This is a genomic window from Selenomonas bovis DSM 23594 (genome assembly GCF_000381005.1).
GTDB lineage: Bacteria > Bacillota > Negativicutes > Selenomonadales > Selenomonadaceae > Selenomonas_C > Selenomonas_C bovis.
Genome location: NZ_KB908381.1, coordinates 110,881 through 127,930 on the forward strand (window position 1 = coordinate 110,881; position 17,050 = coordinate 127,930).

General features: G+C 57.1%; 19 protein-coding genes. All 19 read right to left on the minus strand.

All coding sequences use genetic code 11. The annotated features are described in order from the left end of the window. Positions 1–4: 4 nt before the first annotated feature. The 19 genes from F599_RS0103090 to F599_RS14695 all read right to left on the minus strand — a co-directional run bounded on the left by F599_RS0103090 (position 5) and on the right by F599_RS14695 (position 17,050). A complete protein-coding gene (locus tag F599_RS0103090) occupies positions 5–1,408 on the minus strand; it encodes a peptidoglycan D,D-transpeptidase FtsI family protein (protein ID WP_019542069.1) in 1,404 nt (467 codons plus the stop codon). Then, positions 1,405–2,697: an FtsW/RodA/SpoVE family cell cycle protein gene (locus F599_RS0103095; protein ID WP_019542070.1), complete on the minus strand. Its 1,293-nt coding sequence runs from the start codon at positions 2,695–2,697 to the stop codon at positions 1,405–1,407. The genes F599_RS0103090 and F599_RS0103095 overlap by 4 nt, the downstream gene beginning before the upstream one ends. Further along, complete coding sequence (locus F599_RS0103100; protein WP_019542071.1) at positions 2,694–3,398, minus strand: Stp1/IreP family PP2C-type Ser/Thr phosphatase; 705 nt, start codon at positions 3,396–3,398, stop codon at positions 2,694–2,696. Before F599_RS0103100 ends, F599_RS0103095 begins: the two co-directional genes overlap by 4 nt. Before the next feature lie 5 nt (positions 3,399–3,403). Next, a complete protein-coding gene (locus tag F599_RS0103105) occupies positions 3,404–3,859 on the minus strand; it encodes an FHA domain-containing protein (protein ID WP_019542072.1) in 456 nt (151 codons plus the stop codon). Positions 3,860–3,868: 9 nt separating this feature from the next. Then, positions 3,869–4,606, minus strand: coding sequence for an FhaA domain-containing protein (locus tag F599_RS0103110; RefSeq protein ID WP_019542073.1), 738 nt, complete (start codon positions 4,604–4,606; stop codon positions 3,869–3,871). Between the two features lie 99 nt (positions 4,607–4,705). Next, positions 4,706–5,761: a dual-specificity RNA methyltransferase RlmN gene (gene rlmN, locus F599_RS0103115; RefSeq protein WP_019542074.1), complete on the minus strand. Its 1,056-nt coding sequence runs from the start codon at positions 5,759–5,761 to the stop codon at positions 4,706–4,708. Then, entirely contained in the window at positions 5,758–7,095 is a 1,338-nt protein-coding gene (gene rsmB / locus F599_RS0103120) for a 16S rRNA (cytosine(967)-C(5))-methyltransferase RsmB (RefSeq protein ID WP_019542075.1), read from the minus strand. The genes rlmN and rsmB overlap by 4 nt, the downstream gene beginning before the upstream one ends. Continuing rightward, a complete protein-coding gene (locus F599_RS0103125; RefSeq protein ID WP_019542076.1) occupies positions 7,055–7,945 on the minus strand; it encodes a DUF116 domain-containing protein in 891 nt (296 codons plus the stop codon). The genes rsmB and F599_RS0103125 overlap by 41 nt, the downstream gene beginning before the upstream one ends. Positions 7,946–8,024: 79 nt before the next feature. Beyond that, a complete protein-coding gene (gene fmt / locus F599_RS0103130) occupies positions 8,025–8,966 on the minus strand; it encodes a methionyl-tRNA formyltransferase (RefSeq protein ID WP_026327768.1) in 942 nt (313 codons plus the stop codon). Then, positions 8,963–9,430 (minus strand): peptide deformylase, encoded by a 468-nt coding sequence (def, locus tag F599_RS0103135; RefSeq protein ID WP_019542078.1) that lies wholly within the window; start codon positions 9,428–9,430, stop codon positions 8,963–8,965. Before def ends, fmt begins: the two co-directional genes overlap by 4 nt. A gap of 105 nt (positions 9,431–9,535) precedes the next feature. Further along, a complete protein-coding gene (locus F599_RS0103140; protein ID WP_019542079.1) occupies positions 9,536–10,348 on the minus strand; it encodes an amidohydrolase family protein in 813 nt (270 codons plus the stop codon). Next, positions 10,335–11,603: a peptidase T gene (gene pepT / locus F599_RS0103145; RefSeq protein WP_019542080.1), complete on the minus strand. Its 1,269-nt coding sequence runs from the start codon at positions 11,601–11,603 to the stop codon at positions 10,335–10,337. The genes F599_RS0103140 and pepT overlap by 14 nt, the downstream gene beginning before the upstream one ends. Positions 11,604–11,847: 244 nt before the next feature. Further along, complete coding sequence (gene lysS / locus F599_RS0103150; RefSeq protein ID WP_019542081.1) at positions 11,848–13,359, minus strand: lysine--tRNA ligase; 1,512 nt, start codon at positions 13,357–13,359, stop codon at positions 11,848–11,850. A 42-nt stretch (positions 13,360–13,401) separates the two neighbouring features. Continuing rightward, complete coding sequence (gene greA, locus F599_RS0103155; protein ID WP_026327769.1) at positions 13,402–13,878, minus strand: transcription elongation factor GreA; 477 nt, start codon at positions 13,876–13,878, stop codon at positions 13,402–13,404. A gap of 31 nt (positions 13,879–13,909) precedes the next feature. Beyond that, the gene (locus F599_RS0103160) at positions 13,910–14,176 is read right to left on the minus strand and encodes a GIY-YIG nuclease family protein (protein WP_019542083.1); all 267 of its coding nucleotides are present in this window, start codon (positions 14,174–14,176) and stop codon (positions 13,910–13,912) included. Then, positions 14,173–14,763 (minus strand): peptidylprolyl isomerase, encoded by a 591-nt coding sequence (locus F599_RS0103165; protein WP_026327770.1) that lies wholly within the window; start codon positions 14,761–14,763, stop codon positions 14,173–14,175. Before F599_RS0103165 ends, F599_RS0103160 begins: the two co-directional genes overlap by 4 nt. 3 nt (positions 14,764–14,766) lie before the next feature. Next, complete coding sequence (locus F599_RS0103170; protein ID WP_019542085.1) at positions 14,767–15,504, minus strand: MBL fold metallo-hydrolase; 738 nt, start codon at positions 15,502–15,504, stop codon at positions 14,767–14,769. Continuing rightward, positions 15,501–16,400, minus strand: a complete 900-nt coding sequence (locus F599_RS0103175) for a YitT family protein (protein ID WP_026327771.1) — start codon at positions 16,398–16,400, stop codon at positions 15,501–15,503. The genes F599_RS0103170 and F599_RS0103175 overlap by 4 nt, the downstream gene beginning before the upstream one ends. 11 nt (positions 16,401–16,411) lie before the next feature. Further along, a complete protein-coding gene (locus F599_RS14695) occupies positions 16,412–17,050 on the minus strand; it encodes a hypothetical protein (protein ID WP_156021919.1) in 639 nt (212 codons plus the stop codon).

Consider the following 17,050-nt stretch of genomic DNA (forward strand, 5'->3'; position numbering starts at 1 on the left):
CCATTCATTCCATGCTGAGTATGATCTTACGGGCAATCGGCGCGGCTGCTATACCGCCGCCGCCGCTGTTCTCCACAATGATTGCAAAGGCGATTCTCCTGCCATCGACATCCGCAGAGCCGATGAACCATGCGTGATCCCTGCCCTGCGAATTCTCAGCAGTTCCCGTCTTGCCGGCAACGCGTATGCCGCTGACGCGGGCAGCTGTCCCCGTGCCCTTTTGGACCACTTGTTCCATGTACCTCTCGATGAGTGCCGCGCGCTCCGGTGTCGTCGCGTCAAACCATTTTTTCGGCTGGCCTTCGCGCACTGTGACACCTCCCGGTGTAATGACGGAGTCGATGAGATATGGCTGCATGACCGTGCCATGATTGGCAAAGGCAGAGGCGAGAAGTGCCATCTCCATCGGCGAGACGAGCAGCGAGCTCTGACCGATGCCGACCTGCGCGAGATCGCCCTGTCCGAGCTTCGTAAACTCCGGCAGATGTGCCGCAGTTCCCGTAAAATCTCCAGTGATTTCCCGCGAAAAACCAAACCGCTCAAAACCGTCGCTCAGCTTCTTGCCGCCGAGGCGCAATGCCAGCGTACCGAAGGTCACATTGCATGATTCCTCGATGGCCTCTGCCAGCCGAACGCGGCCGTGCACCTCACCGTGGCTTTCGCGAATGGTCTGTCCGCCGCCCACATCGAGCGCACCGGTGCAGTCAAAGACCTCCGTCTCATCTGTTGCTCCCTGCGCCAATGCGATATCAGCAATGAGCGGTTTGATGGTCGAGCCGGGAGGATACATCCCGTAGACCGCCCGGTTCAGCAGCGGTCCCGCCTCCTGCTGACGTAGACGATCCCAGTCCATTTCTACAGCCGCCGGATCATAGGACGGGCAGCTGACCATAGCCAGCACGGCACCGGTCTCCGCGTCGAGCACCACGGCGGCACCGCGGCGCCCCGCGAAGGCATCATAGGCGGCCTGCTGGACATCCGCATTGACGGTGAGCTTCACATCATTGCCGCGGTCTGCCTGGAAGAGCTGTGCAATCGGCCCCAGGCGCGTAAGCGCCTCTGTCCTACCAAGCAAATCCTGGTTGGCATGAGCCTCCATGCCTGCGCTGCCAATCCGCTCACCGATGTATCCTGTCACCGGCGCCATCGCAGCCCCCATGGGATAACTTCGCTGCGCGGGCGCTGTGCTCTGCGCGAGCGCCCGCCCTTTCGCATCGAGCAGGGAACCGCGCTGAATCTCTGCCTCTGCCTGCGCGTTACGCTGGTTCAGCGGATGATGTGCCAGACGATCTGCGCCGAAGCCCTGGAGGTAAATGATATAGAGTGCCAGGAGGAGCAATAGGCCGAGCAAGAAAGCAGCGCTGTACAAGACATGCTGCTTCACCATGCGTTCTCGTTCTTTTTTCATGCCGCATGCCCTCCTTTCCTCTGTGAGAGCACCGCCAGCAAGCCGAGAAGGAGGTAACTTGAGACCATCGAGCTGCCGCCATAGCTTACAAACGGCAGAGTAATGCCCGTGAGCGGCAGGAACTTCGTCACGCCCGCCATGATGATGAATGCCTGCAGCAGGAAAACGACGCTCACGCCAGCGGACAGGAGGATGCGCTCCATCGTCTCACCAGACAGGGCTGTGCGGATGCCAATAAGGAAAAACACGGCATATCCAAGCAGCAGCGTCAGGGAACCGATCAGCCCGAGTTCCTCCGCAATCGCGGCGAAAATGAAATCCGTATGTACCTCGGGAATGAGTCCCGGATGACCATGGGCAAATCCAGTCCCCCAAACTCCGCCAGATCCGAAAGCAAAGAGCGACTGTACGACCTGATAGGCCATGCCGTTAGGATCCGCCCAAGGGTTGAGCCAGATATCGAAACGAACGCGCACGTGGCCGAACAGCGCATAGCTGACTGCCGCAGCGGCGACGAATACAAGCAGGGCGATGAAAACATACGACCGACTACCTGTCGCCATATATGTCATGAAAACCGCAATGCCGAAAAAAAGCAAAGCCGAGCCGAGATCTCTCGCCACAACAAACATGAGGATTGCCATGCCCCAAATGCAAAGAAGCGGCGCGATGAAGCGCAGGGGCGGCAGGCGAAACAGCAGAAAACGATGCTTTGCCGACGTCAGAACTTCCTCGTGGTCTGCAAGATATGCGGAGAGGAATAGCACGAGCAAAATCTTGCTGAACTCCGAAGGCTGCACCTGCACCGGTCCCAGCACCAGCCAGTTGCGGCTGCCGCCGATCTCTGTGCCGAAGAGCAAAGGCAATGCGAGCAGGACGAGGCAGGAAAGGCCGAGCATATATTGATATGAGGTCAATTCGACAATGCGCCGCCCGCAACGAAGGACGACTAGGAACGCCGCCATACCGATGAGCAGCCAACGCAGCTGCGGAATGAACAAAATGGGCTTGAGACGCGCAATCTCCACGAGTCCGACACTCGCGAAGAAAAAACTGAACGGCAACAGCCAGGGGGAAACGCGGCAGTGCAGCAGCATCGCCTGTAGGAACATAGCCGCTGCAGCAACAGCTGCAACCCAGGGAAGATACGCCAACGGTTGCAATACGGACTGCGTCACCCCTGTCTGCGACGAGCGCAACGCGAGAACGCCTAGACCGAACGCGAGCAGCAAGAAGGAAAGCGCCAGCAACCCCCAGCTCATGCGCTGCGCTGAAATACGCTGACTCATGGAAACTTCACCACCACTGCCGTGATATTATCCTTGCCGCCCGCAGCATTCGCCGCATCGACGAGCGCACGCGCGGGATCCTCTGCGGAACCGCTGAGCAAGGACGCCACTTCCTCATCCGTGACCATATTGGTCAAGCCGTCCGTCGAGAGCAGGACGGTATCGCCAGCCTTGATCTCAAAGCTCCCCGTGTCGATCTCGACCTCCTCCTCCACGCCGACAGCCCGCGTGAGGACATTCTTCCGCGGATGGATACGGGCTTCCGCCTGCGTGATGGAGCCATTCTCCACAAGTCCTTCCACATACGAATGATCCCGCGTCATCTGCAGGAGTGTGCCGCGTCGGAAAAGGTAGAGCCTGCTGTCGCCGACGTGCGCCCAGACGCCCTTGTCGTCTGCATACGAGAAAACAGTCGCCGTCGTTCCCATACCCTCACAGGCGGGGAATTGCGACGCCTCCGCAAGGATTGCGGTGTTGGCAGCGCGTACGGCGCGGCGCAGGGATTCCTCTCCCCACGGCCGTGCCTCCGCCTCGAGGTACGACTGCACCGTCTGCACGAGCAGAGCACTTGCAACCTCGCCAGCTGCGTGACCGCCCATGCCATCCGCCACCAGGCAGACACCCGGCGCAAAACAGAGCGCACTGTCTTCATTCGTCGGCCGCACGCGCCCGACATCTGTGCACGCATAGCAAGAAGCCAACGTCCTCACCTCTCAAACTTCAACGAAACGAACCCGATGCGGATGATATCCCCCGGCGTAAGATACGTACGGCCATCTATCTCCGCACCATTTACATACGTATGATTACGGCTGCCGAGATCCTCGAGAACATACTGATTGCCGCGCGCGGTGATCTGCGCATGATGGTGGGAGACATAGGCGTCAGGAATCACGATGTCGCAGTCCTCCCCGCGCCCGATGAGCAGCAAGTCGCTGAACGCATACCGGCGGCCAAGAAGCCCCGAGGACTCCCGCGCCTCCACGACAGACAGCACCGCCTCGTGCGGTGCCGCCTGCACCTGCTGCAGGGACGCGCGTTCACGCCGAAACTCCCCCGCCGTGATGCGGAGGAAGCGTGCGAGATAAGCGAGCAGGACCAACAGCATCCCATATTGGAAAAGAACGCTGACGGCCTTCAAGAAAAAAGCTGTCGATGGCATCGAATCACCTCATAGTACCTCGTAGAGCAGTATCGTGCTGCCAATCTGGATCTCATCGCCTGCCTGCAGACAGACAGACGTAACCGGGTGCCCATTGACGAAGGTGCCGTTCGTGCTCTCCGCATCGTGCAGTACATGGCGATGGCGCTCGTAGTTCACATATGCATGCAAGCGAGAAGCATTGGCATCTGTCAGGATGAAATCGTTCTTTTCCAGACGGCCGATATAAATCTGTTTCTCGCCTATGGCGAGGTACGAATCTTTATCCACGCCGCGCACTGCGGTGAGAGAAGCGATCTCATGCACGCGCGGCAGATTGAGTGGCCGCGCAAAATCCGCCCGATCAAGCACGATCGTATGCGGCTCGACAGCATCAGGAGGCGTTTCCACCTGCGAGGAAAACCGCGAGCGCACCCGCAGGACACCTTTTTTCTCTTTGCTTTTCTCCATCCGGATGGAGAGTGTCCCATCCATGAAACAATCTTCAAGTATCACCGTGCGCTCCACATCTGCATGAAGTTCATCGATAATGCGCTGCGCGCAGAGGCGCTCATAATCCGCCGCACCGACTTCAAGCGCATATTCATTGGGTACGACATGCCCGTCTGACGCTTTCCGCCTCTTCTGAACCAGTTCCCGCTGCAACGCCTTGCTGAGTTCTACTGGCTCCAGATCGCTCGAAAAACGACGATTGAAAAACCCTTCGATGTGATTCTCCAAAAACGATTCCCATTTTGCCATGCCCATGAAAGCATGCCTCCCATTTGTAGCGACTCTCTGAAAATTCTCCCCTATTATAGCAGAAATCTGTATCGCTGTCTTGCTCTTGCCTAGAATCAGCGTACATCAGGCATCATCCTGTGCCTGCGGCAAATGTCGGTTGCGCAGCTGGCCGCAGGCCGCATTGATATCCGCGCCCATTTCCCGCCGCACTGTCACAGCGATATGATGCGCGTCGAGATATTGCTCGAACGCCTCTACACGCTGCTGCGGCGGACGCAGCAGATGACGTTCTACCACAGGATTGATGGGGATGAGATTGACGCTCGCAAGCTGTCCGCGCAGGAGGCGCGTCAGCAGGCGCGCCTGCTCCAGACTATCGTTCACGCCATCGATGAGGATATACTCATATGTCACGCGGCGCTTCGTCTTGTCGCCGTATGCCTTCCCCGCCGCCACAACCTCTGCCAGCGGATACTTGCGATTGATGGGCATCAGACGCGAGCGCAGCGCATCCTCAGGCGCATGCAGGGAGATAGAGAGGCTGATGGGGATGCCCTCCTCCGCCAGCGCGTAGATGCGCGGTACGATGCCGGAGGTAGAGAGCGTGATGCTGCGATAGCTCATGCCGAGCACATACGTCGCATGCACAAGGCGCAGGAAGGAAAGAACTTGATCATAATTCATCAGCGGCTCGCCGGAACCCATGAGCACCATCGTGTCCACCTTGCCGTTCTCCTGGCTGAGAAACCGCTCGATGAAGAGCACCTGCGCGAGCATCTCGCCCGCCGTGAGGTCGCGCGCCATGCCATGAAGAGTGGAAGCGCAGAAAGCGCAGCCCATATTGCAGCCCGCCTGCGTGGAGATGCAGATGCTGTTGCCATACGGCTGACGCATGAGCACGGACTCCACCGCCGTGCCATCTGCAAACTCAAGCAAGAACTTGCTCGTCTTGCCATCGGCAGAATGGAGGGCCGCCTTCTGCCGCGCCGTGGAAATCGTGAACTTTTCGTCGAGCGCAGCGCGCAGCTGCTTAGGGAGATTGGTCATCTCCGCAAAAGAGCCCGCCCCTCGCTGATACAGCCACGCGGCAATCTGTTTGGCACGGAATGCCGGAACCTGCAGAGGCGAAAGCGCCTCTCCCAGTTCCTCGATGGTTAATCCGAAAAGATTTTTCTTCACTGCTGCTTCCTTTCCATCCTCGCGATAAAGAATCCATCCGTACCGTCTACCTGCGGATAGAGCTGCACCATGCTGCCTACGCGCGGCTGCGTCGGCAGGAAACTCCCCGTCTCGGCGAGGGAGAACTCCGGATGTGTCGCGAGGAACGCCTCCACGACCTCTTCGTTCTCCGCGCGCTCTATCGTACAGGTGCTGTAGACGAGAACGCCGCCCGGGCGGACAGCAGCCGCGGCGCTCGTCAGGATATCAAGCTGCAGCTGCGGCAGCTTTGCGATTGCCGCTTCGTCCTTCTTCCACCGCGCATCCGGCTTGCGCCGCAGGACGCCGAGTCCGCTGCAGGGCGCATCGACAAGCACGCGGTCTGCCTGGCTCTTGAAACGGCGACCGACGTCGCGCGCGTCGAGCAGTTCTGTATCGATGATGGAGATGCCAAGGCGCGCGGCATTTTCCTCGATTTTCGCCAGCTTATGCTCATAGATATCGCCGGCGACGATGCGGCCCTGATTCTTCATGAGCGCCGCGAGATGCGTCGTCTTGCCACCCGGTGCGCTGCAACAGTCGATGATGAACTCCCCCGGCTGGGGAGCAACGACATGTGCCACCTGCATAGAGCTCTCATCCTGTACCTGGAAAAAGCCCTTCTGCAGAGACGCCATCGCACCTAACGCGCCATGCGAGCGGCAGAGGATTCCCTCGGGCGCCCAACGCGAGACCTCTGCCACCGCTCCCTCCGATGCGAGTGCGGAAAGCAGATCCTCCCGCGTCGTCTTCAGCGTATTCGTACGCAAAGAAAGCACGGCATCTCCATTGTCAAAAGTGCAGAGCGCACATGCCGCATCATAGCCGAACATCTTGACCCAACGTCGCACCAACCACTGTGGATGAAACGACCGCAGCGCCAGTTCTTCCGTCGCATGGCCTTTCCCCGACGGAAACGCGCACTTTTCCGGCGCGCGCACCGCAGCACGCAGGACGGCATTCACGAATTTCACAATGCCGGGATGTCCGTATTTCTTAGCCAGCTCCACAGACTCATTGCAGGCGGCAGATGGAGGCACTTTATCCATATAGAAGAGCTGATAGAACCCCAGGCGCAGGATATTCCGGATCATCGGCGGAATCTTGCGGATGGGACGGTTGACATAATGGCGGATCATCCAGTCCAGCGTTCCGCCCGCCTTGACGGCGCCGTAAGAAAGTTCCGTGAGGAACCGGCGGTCGACTTCCGTGAGTTCCGCTTTCTTCAGGTTTCGTGCCAGCGCGACATTGGCGTAGGCTCCCTCTTCATTGACTTCACTCAGGATTCTTACGGCTAGGTTGCGTACCTTGTCCATCACCGGCCTCCTCTCTCTGTCCGGATGTTCCCGGCAGAATGATTTCCGCAAGCTGCGCCCGTATGAGCGCCATATCGACATGGGTATTGTAACACGGCCCATTGGGGCGTATATTCAGTACGCCGACCGCCGGCAAAGGATATACATCCTGGATACCGCTCATGAGGTCGCGCTCACAAGCAATCGCGAGCACAGCCTTAGGCCGTGTTTTGTAGACGATCTGACGCGCGAGCGTGCCGCCCGTTGCCACGAAGAAGTGAAAGCCCATCTCGTCTGCCAACGTGACGAGCGCGCCGATGTCACAACGTCCGCAGCGCTTGCAGTTGTGCGGATCCCGTGTAATCTTGTGCGGGCAGCTGGCGAGCTGCAGGCAGTGTGGTGTCACGACGAGCAGCTTGTCCGCAGGTACGCGGATCTTCCGCCGTCGAAACAGCAGATTGCTCACCGCGATAAAGGAACCCTCGAGCCGACGCCGCTTGATGCCGAAGATGTGTCCTAGATAGACAGCAAACGGAAAGAGCGCATTGATGAGCTCATACGTCTGCTTCTGCAAGACCGGCAGATACGGCCAACCACTCACGGCGAGAACCATATTGAAGATGCCAAAAAAGGCAAGAAGGATCATAGCCGTGAACACGATGCCCAAAAGTGTCGGCAGCCACGGCTGGATGGCTGCCAGGCCTGGCACGCCGATATACCAGATGAGAAAGAGCACGAGCGCCATGCATACGCTCGTAAGGGAGAGCATACCGATGAAAAGTCGTTTTTTCGGCCGCCCCGCGATGACATCGCTGACCACCGCCGCCTTTGTCCTGGCATCTTTCCTGTGTTTCGATTTCTTTGCTTCCATAGGAATTACTCCATCATGAAGATAATGCAACAATCATCAGCTTCGTGAACGCTTCACACTCAAAAGAGTGTAAGCTCTCTCAGTGCTCCTCGAAACGTGCCGGCAGCTGAAACGGATGGCCGTTGAGGTATTCTGCTGCCGTCATGCGTTTCTTGCCGGGAGCCTGCAGCTCGACAATTTCGAGCACCTCGTCTCCGGCCGCTACGCGCAGCCCTGTCCTGCGATCCGCCGCAAGGATTGTCCCCGGCGTTGCTGCCGCTTTTTCCCCTGTGCAACGCGTCTTCCAAATTTTGTATTTCTTGCCGCCGAGGAAGGTATATGCGCCTGGCCACGCATCGAGACCTCGCACGAGGTCGTGGATTTTTTTCGCGGGCTGCTGCCAATCGATATGACCTGTCTCCTTGTCGAGCATCGGTGCATAATTCGACGCTCCTGTCTGCGGCACGCGCACGAGCGTGCCGTCAGAAAGCGCCTCCAGTGTCTCACGCAGCACATCCGCCCCTAAGGCCATCAGGCCGTCATGCACCTCGGAAAGCGTCGTATCCTCGCCAATCGGAAATGTCCTCTTACGCAGCATGTCGCCTGTATCGAGGCCCGCGTCCATGCGCATCGTCGTGACGCCTGTCTCCCGCTCGCCGTTGATGACGCACCACTGCATGGGTGCCGCGCCGCGATAGTGCGGCAAGAGCGATGCGTGGACATTGATGCACCCATAGTCTGGGATATCGAGAATCCTCTGTGAGAGGATCTGCCCGAACGCCACGACGACGATGAGCTCAGGTGCGAGCGCCGCGAGCTGCTCCACGAATGCGGCCTCCTTGACCTTGACCGGCTGATAGACAGGCAATCCCATTGAGACAGCGAATGCCTTGACCGGCGATGGCGTGAGCTTCTGGCCGCGCCCGCGCGGCTTATCCGGCTGCGTCACGACACCGACGACCTCGCAAGTCTCATGGAGCATGGCAAGACACGGTACAGAAAACTCAGGTGTCCCCATGAATACCACACGAAACTTCCTCATGCCTGCGCCCCCTTGTGCACGCTCTGCGCGATATCAATGAACAGCTGCCCGTCGAGATGATCGCATTCATGCTGGATGCAGCGCGCCAGCAATCCCTCTGCCGTCAAATGCTGCATCTTGCCGCGGCGATTCATGAACTCCACCTTGACGCGCGCCGCGCGTTCCACTTCTCCATAGATGTCAGGAACCGAGAGACAGCCCTCTGTATCCACAGCTGTCCCCTCCCGGTAGGTGATCACAGGATTGATGAGCTCGATGAGCCCATGATCGTCCTGTACATCGATGACCACTGCGCGCAGTTTGGCGCCTACCTGCGGCGCAGCCAAGCCCACGCCATCCGCGTTGTACATCGTCTCCGCCATATCATCGAGCAGTTTCTTCATCTTCTTGTCCACACGCTCCACCGGCAGACAGATTTCTTTCAAAACCGGGTCGCCCGCTTTTTTTATTTCCAGTAATGCCATAAAATCCTCTTCTTTCTTTATGAATTATACGTACCAACGTCATTTCTACAAACAGCGTGCATCGCGCCCTGAGGCAGGAACGACCTAGGCTCCTCATCCTGCAGCTTACAGACCCAGCTGATAAATCCTGTTCGCATTCTCAAAGAACACTTGATTCCAATGTGCCCTCGGGATAATCTCCTTCGTGAAAGCGATATAATCGCCGAGATTTGCCAGTGGCCAGTCAGTGCCGAACATGAATCTGTCATAGCGACCTAGATAAGCCAGCCATCCTTTCAGCCGCTCGATATAGAACCGCTTCTCCTGCAGGAACGCGTCGAAATCCGTGATCTTCCCTTCCAGAATACCGGAGAGATCCGCCGTGACGTTCGGATTTTTTTCCAACACGGCCGCCGCATCGGTGAACCACGGCTCACCGAAATGGCACATAACGAACGAAACATCACGGAACCTCGTTGCCGCCTCATCCATCACCAACGGATGGCTGTATTTCAGCAGAGCCTCCTCCGAAGCCGTAAGTCCCATGTGAACCGCAACCGGCTTGCCGCAGGCCGCGGCTATCTCATAGAGTGGTGAGAGTCTCTCGTCATAAATATAAAAGGACTGATAGCCTGGGTAGAGCTTGATTCCCACGCAACCGCGCCGTGCCAGATGGCGGCGCACGAATTTCACAGAAGCCTCTGGCGCGGCAAAGAACGCCTCGATATCGCCGATGCCCACGCAGTAGCTCAGGAACTCAGGGTAGTGACATGCCACCTCAGAAACCGGGCGGTTGCCCATGACAATACCATGCACGATACCGCGCTGTACATACTGCTCGCGCAGATGCTCCTCGCTGTTCTCATGATGTGCTGCACGCGCGATTTCATCGAAATAGGCGTCCTTTTCATAATGAAGATGCGCATCAATGATCTTCATGGCCATCCCCTCCCACTGCTGCCGCATCCACCATGAGGTGCAGCACCGTTTCCGCCGCTGCCTTCAGAGAGGGAAGCGGCAAATACTCATACCGGCTGTGATAATTCAGGCCACCGGTAAAGATGTTCGGGCACGGCAAGCCGCGGTACGATAGCTGCGCGCCATCTGTGCCGCCGCGGATCGGCATGACTGCCGGTTCCACACCTGCCTCGCGCATGGCACGCGCGGCAAGCGCGACAACCTGCTCATGCGCAGGCATGATCTTGTCCCGCATATTATAGTAGACATCCGGCATCGTAAGTTCTACAGTCTCAGCGCCATAACTGACATTGAAACAATCGGCGAGATGTGCAAGATATGCCTTACGCGCCTCGAACCTCTTACGGTCATGATCACGGACGAGCATGTGCATCGTACAACGCTCTACGGTACCCTCCAGCTTGTAAACGTGGAAGAATCCCTCACGCCCTTCCGTATATTCCGGCTTTTCGCCCTCGGGAAGCATAGCCTGCCATTTGGCAGCCATAGAGAGCGCATTGCGCATCTTCCCCTTTGCATCACCGGTGTGAACATTGCAGCCATGAAAGACGACCACTGGATTCGAAGCGTTGAACGTCTCATACTCCAACCCGCCGATTGCACCACCATCCACAGTATAGGCGAAGGCAGCGGCGAACTTTTCTACATCGAAGCGCAGTGCGCTGCGCCCTGTCTCTTCATCCGGCGTGAAGGCGAGGCGTATCTTGCCGTGCCTGATTTCCGGATGGCACAACAGATATTCCGCTGCACTCACGATGGCTGTAATGCCTGCCTTATCATCGGCACCGAGCAGCGTCATACCATCCGTGACAAGAATATCTTGGCCACGATATGCGGCCAGCTCTGGAAATTCATGTGGAGAAAGCACGATGCCCTGCGCCGCATTCAGCACGATATCACCGCCGTCATAGGCAGTGACGACACGCGGTCGTACAGGCCCGCCCGCCGCGTCGGGACTCGTATCGAGATGCGCGATGAAACCGACGACAGGAGCCTGCCCGCCGCCATTCGCAGGCAACGTAGCCATAAGGTAGCCATGATCATCGAGCGTGACTTCAGAGAGTCCAAGTTCTCTCAGCTCAGCCGCTAACGCCCGCGCGAAAATCATCTGCCCCGATGTCGAGGGGCAGATATCCATTTTTTCCTCTGCCGACTGCGTATCGAAAGAAATATATTTCTCAAACCGACTGAGCAATTGTTCCATCGCGATCTGCACGCTATCTTCCCCCTTATCCGCTCCATTGGGCTGCAATGACGCACTACAATGTCTCTACGTCGTTACATTATATCAAATTTGCTACTAGATGGAAACAATCTCACGCCGTGTACCTCTTCCATCCAATGCGCTCTTGAGGTTGCAGTCCGTCTCCCACGAAAAAAGACAAGCAGACACCTGCTGTCTGCTTGTCAATAAGGAATTACTACTGCATCAGCAATCCCCAAAACATCAGCGCAATCACTCAATCGAGCGGTTTCATGGTCGGGAACAGCAGGACATCGCGGATCGACGGCGCGTCCGTGAGGAGCATGACAAGGCGATCGATGCCGATGCCGACACCGCCCGTCGGCGGCAAGCCATATTCCATGGCCGTGATGTAATCGCGGTCCATGACGTGCGCCTCGTCATCGCCTGCCTCGCGCTGCTTGAGCTGATCGAGGAAACGTCCTTCCTGATCGATCGGATCGTTGAGCTCTGTAAAACCGTTAGCGAGCTCGCGGCCGTAGATGAAGAATTCGAAGCGATCCGTAATTCGCGGATCCTCGGGATTGCGCTTCGCCAGCGGGGAAATCTCCGTCGGATGTCCCGTGATGAACGTCGGCTGCATCAGCGTCTCCTCCACCTTTTCTTCAAAGGCCTGATTGAGGATGCCGCCGATGCCGTGGCGCTCTTCATAAGGAACGCCGATCTCATCCGCCATGTGACGAGCTTCCTCAACGGTCGTGCAGGAAAGGAAATCCTTCCCCGTTGCCTCTTTTACCGCGTCATTCATGCTGATGCGCTTCACCTTGCTGAGGTCGATTTCCTCCCCTTGGTAGTTGATGACCGGCGTGCCGAGGACTTCCTTCGCCGCATTGACGACGAGTCCCTCCGTGATATCCATCATGTCCGTATAGTCCGCGTACGCCTGATAGAACTCAATGGTCGTGAACTCCGGATTGTGGCGGACATCCATGCCCTCATTGCGGAATACGCGTCCCATCTCGTAGACGCGTTCAAAGCCGCCGATGACGAGTCGCTTGAGGTTCAGCTCCGTCGCGATGCGCAGATACAGATCGATATCGAGCGCATTATGATGCGTGATGAACGGACGTGCCGCCGCGCCACCGGCAATCGTCGAAAGCACCGGCGTCTCCACCTCGAGGTAATCCCGTGCATCGAGGTAACTGCGAATGGACTTGATGACATGGTTGCGCTTGCGGAACGTGTCACGCACCTCGGGATTCATGATGAGGTCGAGATAGCGCTGACGGTAACGGATATCGACATCCTGCAGGCCATGGAACTTCTCAGGCAGCGGACGCAGCGATTTGGAAAGAAGGTCGAAATCTTCGACGCGCACCGTGACCTCGCCGCGATGCGTCTTGAATACGACGCCGCGGATACCAATGATATCACCAATATCGAGCTTGCGGAATTCTTCCTTATATTTCTTTTCGCCCAGCACATCAATCTTGAAATAGACCTGGATGTTCCCCGTGCGGTCGTTGAGCGTGCAAAACGAAGCCTTGCCATGTCCGCGAATCGCCATGAGGCGGCCGGCAATGCGAACCTCCGTGCCCTCATCGTCTCCCTCAAGATGGTCGTAGTCGCGCTTGATCTCTGCCGCATGATGCGTGACATCGTAGCGATGGCCGAACGGCGCGACGCCCATCTCACGGAACGCCTCCATCTTTTCCCGACGTACCTTCATCATATCATTGAGGTCTTCCTGCGGAGCCTGCTGCCCCTTTTTCTGCTTCTCTTCAGCCATTCTCTTGGTTGCTCCCATCTATCTGTAGTCTCAGGACCTGCTTCAGCCCTTGATTTCCTGAATTTCGTACTTGATGACGCCTGCAGGCGCATGCACGTCGACGACGGAACCGACCTTCTGACCGAGCAGGGCCTGTCCGAGCGGCGACTCGTTAGAAATCTTTCCTTCGTCCGGATCTGCCTCCGTCGAACCGACGATCATGAAAGTCTCCGGCCCGTCCTCTGCGAACTCCTGATCGACGACGACGACCGTCGATCCCATCTGCACGACATCACCGGCACCGGCCTTGATGATATCCGAATTGCGGATCTTTGCCTCGAGTTCCTGGATCTCACCCTCGAGGAACGCCTGCTCGTTCTTTGCATCATCATACTCAGAGTTCTCGGAGAGATCGCCGAGCGCGATGGCCGCTTTCAGGCGGTCTGCGATTTCGATACGCTTGACGCTCTTGAGGTAATTGAGTTTTTCTACAAGTTTATTATAGCCGTCTTCGGTCACAAGAACCTTTTTATCTGCCATGAAAAACGCCCCTTTGTCTTCGATTGTCAACTTATTCATTATATTGACTTTCCTTTACCTTGTCAATGAGCGCCAATTTCCCGTCACGCGGCAGCTGCTTGATCTGCCACTCACGCCGCATCGCCTCTTCTTTGGAAGCAAATACCTCCTCATAAACAAGGCGCACAGGACGACGCGGTTTCGTATATTTCGCGCCCTGTCCCGCATTATGTGCGGCGACGCGCTTCGCGACGTCGTTGGTCCACCCCGTATAGAGTGTGCCATCCGCGCAGCGTACGATGTAGGTATAAGCGCTCACTTCGCCGTTTCATCTGCCGGGCAGATCGTCACATGCTTCATGACGACATCCTCGAGCGGGCGGTCGGAAAAGTCCGTCGCGACCTTGCCGATCTTGTGCACGACGTCCATGCCTTTGACAACTTTGCCGAAAATCGTATGATGACCGTTGAGCCACGGCGTCGCCGCAAGCGTAATGAAGAACTGGCTGCCACCCGTGTGCGGGCGTCCCGTATTCGCCATGGCGAGCACACCTTCACCCGCGAACGTAAGCTCCGGCAGAAATTCGTCCTCAATCGTATAATCCGGGCCACCCATGCCAGTCCCCGTCGGATCGCCGCCCTGGATCATGAAGCCGTCGATGACGCGATGGAAGATCACGCCGTCATAAAATCCCTTCTGCGCAAGATCGATGAAATTCTGCGTTGTAACGGGCGTCTTATCCTCAAAAAGTTCCAGCTCGATCGTACCGAGATTCGTCTCAATTACTGCCACACGGTTTGCCATAGTTCCTTCTCCCCTTTTCTGTGTATCAGCTGCAAAGCATGTCGCCGCCCCCAGGCAGACGAGTGCCACGCATAGCAAAAGCATCCATATTTTCTTTTCCATATTTTAACGAAATTCTCCTTTCTTGTCCAGAAAGACCAATTCTCTCGTCTCTCCCGGCGATGCGGGCGACCAAACAGGAATCGTTCGTCCGGGGGCAAAGAAATCCGCCGGTACCTCGAACTGTGGATAGCCGACATTGTGCATGGTTACGAGCGCACGCACCCGCGTTGCCGCGCAAAATTCCTTCGCACCCTTCGCCTTGGACGCACCGAGTCGGCCATCCACAGGAAAGAACGCCACATCTGCCTCCATGTCCTCCAGCCGCCGCAGCTGCTTATGGAAACCATTCGCGGCCAGCTGGCGGTTCTCATGCGTATCTCCCAGCCAGTCCCACCAGTTGAAATCTCCCGCATGAAAGACCGTCCCCTCCTGCGTTGCCACACGGAAGGAAGTGCCAAGATCCGTCGAACTATACGATGTGACAGCGATGGTCTCATCCGACCAATCCTCATACGGCGCGAGCCATGTCACACGCTCAGCTGGCAGCAGAGACGCTCCCCTGGAGCCCTTGATATCGCTCGATAGGAAAAAACGCGTCACCTGTGGCGCAAACCGCGCCAGTTCCTCCCCGTTGAAGTGGTCGAAATGACCATGCGAGGCGAAGAAAAAGACCGACTTCTGTCCACGCGCACGCAGACATCGCGCCACAGCATGCGCGGGATCCTTATAATCATCAAAGACAAGCAGCACCTGCCCGAACTCTACGGCAAAACCACTGTTGAACAAATACGTGATCTTCACGATGAACCCTCCTGACGCTGTTTCTTTTTCTCTTCATACACATGCCGTACGCGGACACCGGGAAGCGTGAACCCCGGCCCCATGACCTCATTGGCCGAGATGATGATCATGAATGCGCCCGGATCGATGACATGCGTGATGAGCTTGATTTTCGCAATCTGCGTGAGATTCACGACTGCGAGCACGATGTTCTTTTCCGTGCGCGTAAACGCGCCCTGCCCGTGCAGGAACGTCACGCCGCGGCCGACTTCCGTCAATATGGCTTCTGCGATCTGCTGCGCACGGTTGGATACGATGAGGACCGCCTTGCGCCGTTGGAAGCCCGCAACGACTTTGTCAGTAACAGAACCGTTCATATACATGCAGATGAGCGTGAACATCGCAGGTGCCACGCCGAACAAGAACGCCGAGATGCACATGAGCACACAGTTGAACGCGAAAATCACACCGCCCATGCCCAGAGAATAATACTTCTTCATGATGGCGCCGAGGATATCGAAGCCTCCTGTACTGCCATTCATGCGAAAGACGAGGCCATAACCGATACCGTTGAATACGCCGCCGAAGATCGCTGCGAGCATATAGTCATTGACAGGTGCATACGCATTGAGAAAGCGTGTCGCATCCAAGCAAGCGGAAAAAATCCCTGTACCGATGACAATATCGACGGTATAGCGATGTCCCATGAGACGCCACGAAGCGAGTAGCAGAGGGATATTGTAGAGGAAGGTCTGCAGGCCGATGGGCCAGCCACAAAGATAGTAAAAAATAATGGCAATGCCCGTCGCGCCACCCGTCAGCAGATGAGAAGGAACAAGAAAGAGATTGATGGAGCAGCTGGCGATCAGACAACCAATCGTTATGCCGACGTAGCGCCAATAAGGATGATGCAGCATCGCTGTTGTCGTCAAGGTTCCAGACCTCCCAATTTTACCTCAGGAGGAGCAGGCAGTGCACTTGTATCGATCTCCGCCTGCCCCGCCAACACGTTCTGAAGACTCTCCCCATCCGTTGCGTCCTCCTCGCCAGTCGCTGTCTGCCATGCATCCGCTTCCTCCGCAGTGAGCGGCAGAGAGGTGATGCAGAAGGAGCGCAAGCTGCCGTCGTCGAAATCAGCTTCGAGCAGCAGGCGCGTATGCGAGGCCGCAGGATTTTCATAGACATAATAGGCCAGCCCGTCGATTCTCTGACGCTTCGCCTGACCGTAGATTTTCTGTATGTAATAGCTTGTAGCGCCATAGCGTATTCCCAAACGCGCCGTATAGTCATGGTTCGTCGTCTTCATCTCCACAACGCTCAGCGTACGGCAGTCCAGAGTGGCCTCGAAGCCGCCAGGGAAAGTATACGTCTTGAGCGGCACGCCCCAGCGCGTGTACTCCCTATCAAAATCAGGCGTCCCGAATGCGGCAAGCATCTCCTTTTCCGTCGCACCGACAGCAATGCCGCGCATCGTGAAATCATCCGGCTGGACGCCGGCAGCGATCGCCGCCCTAGGTGCCAGCAACAGGCAAAGCAGCAACACGCCTCTGCATACCCAGCGAAACAT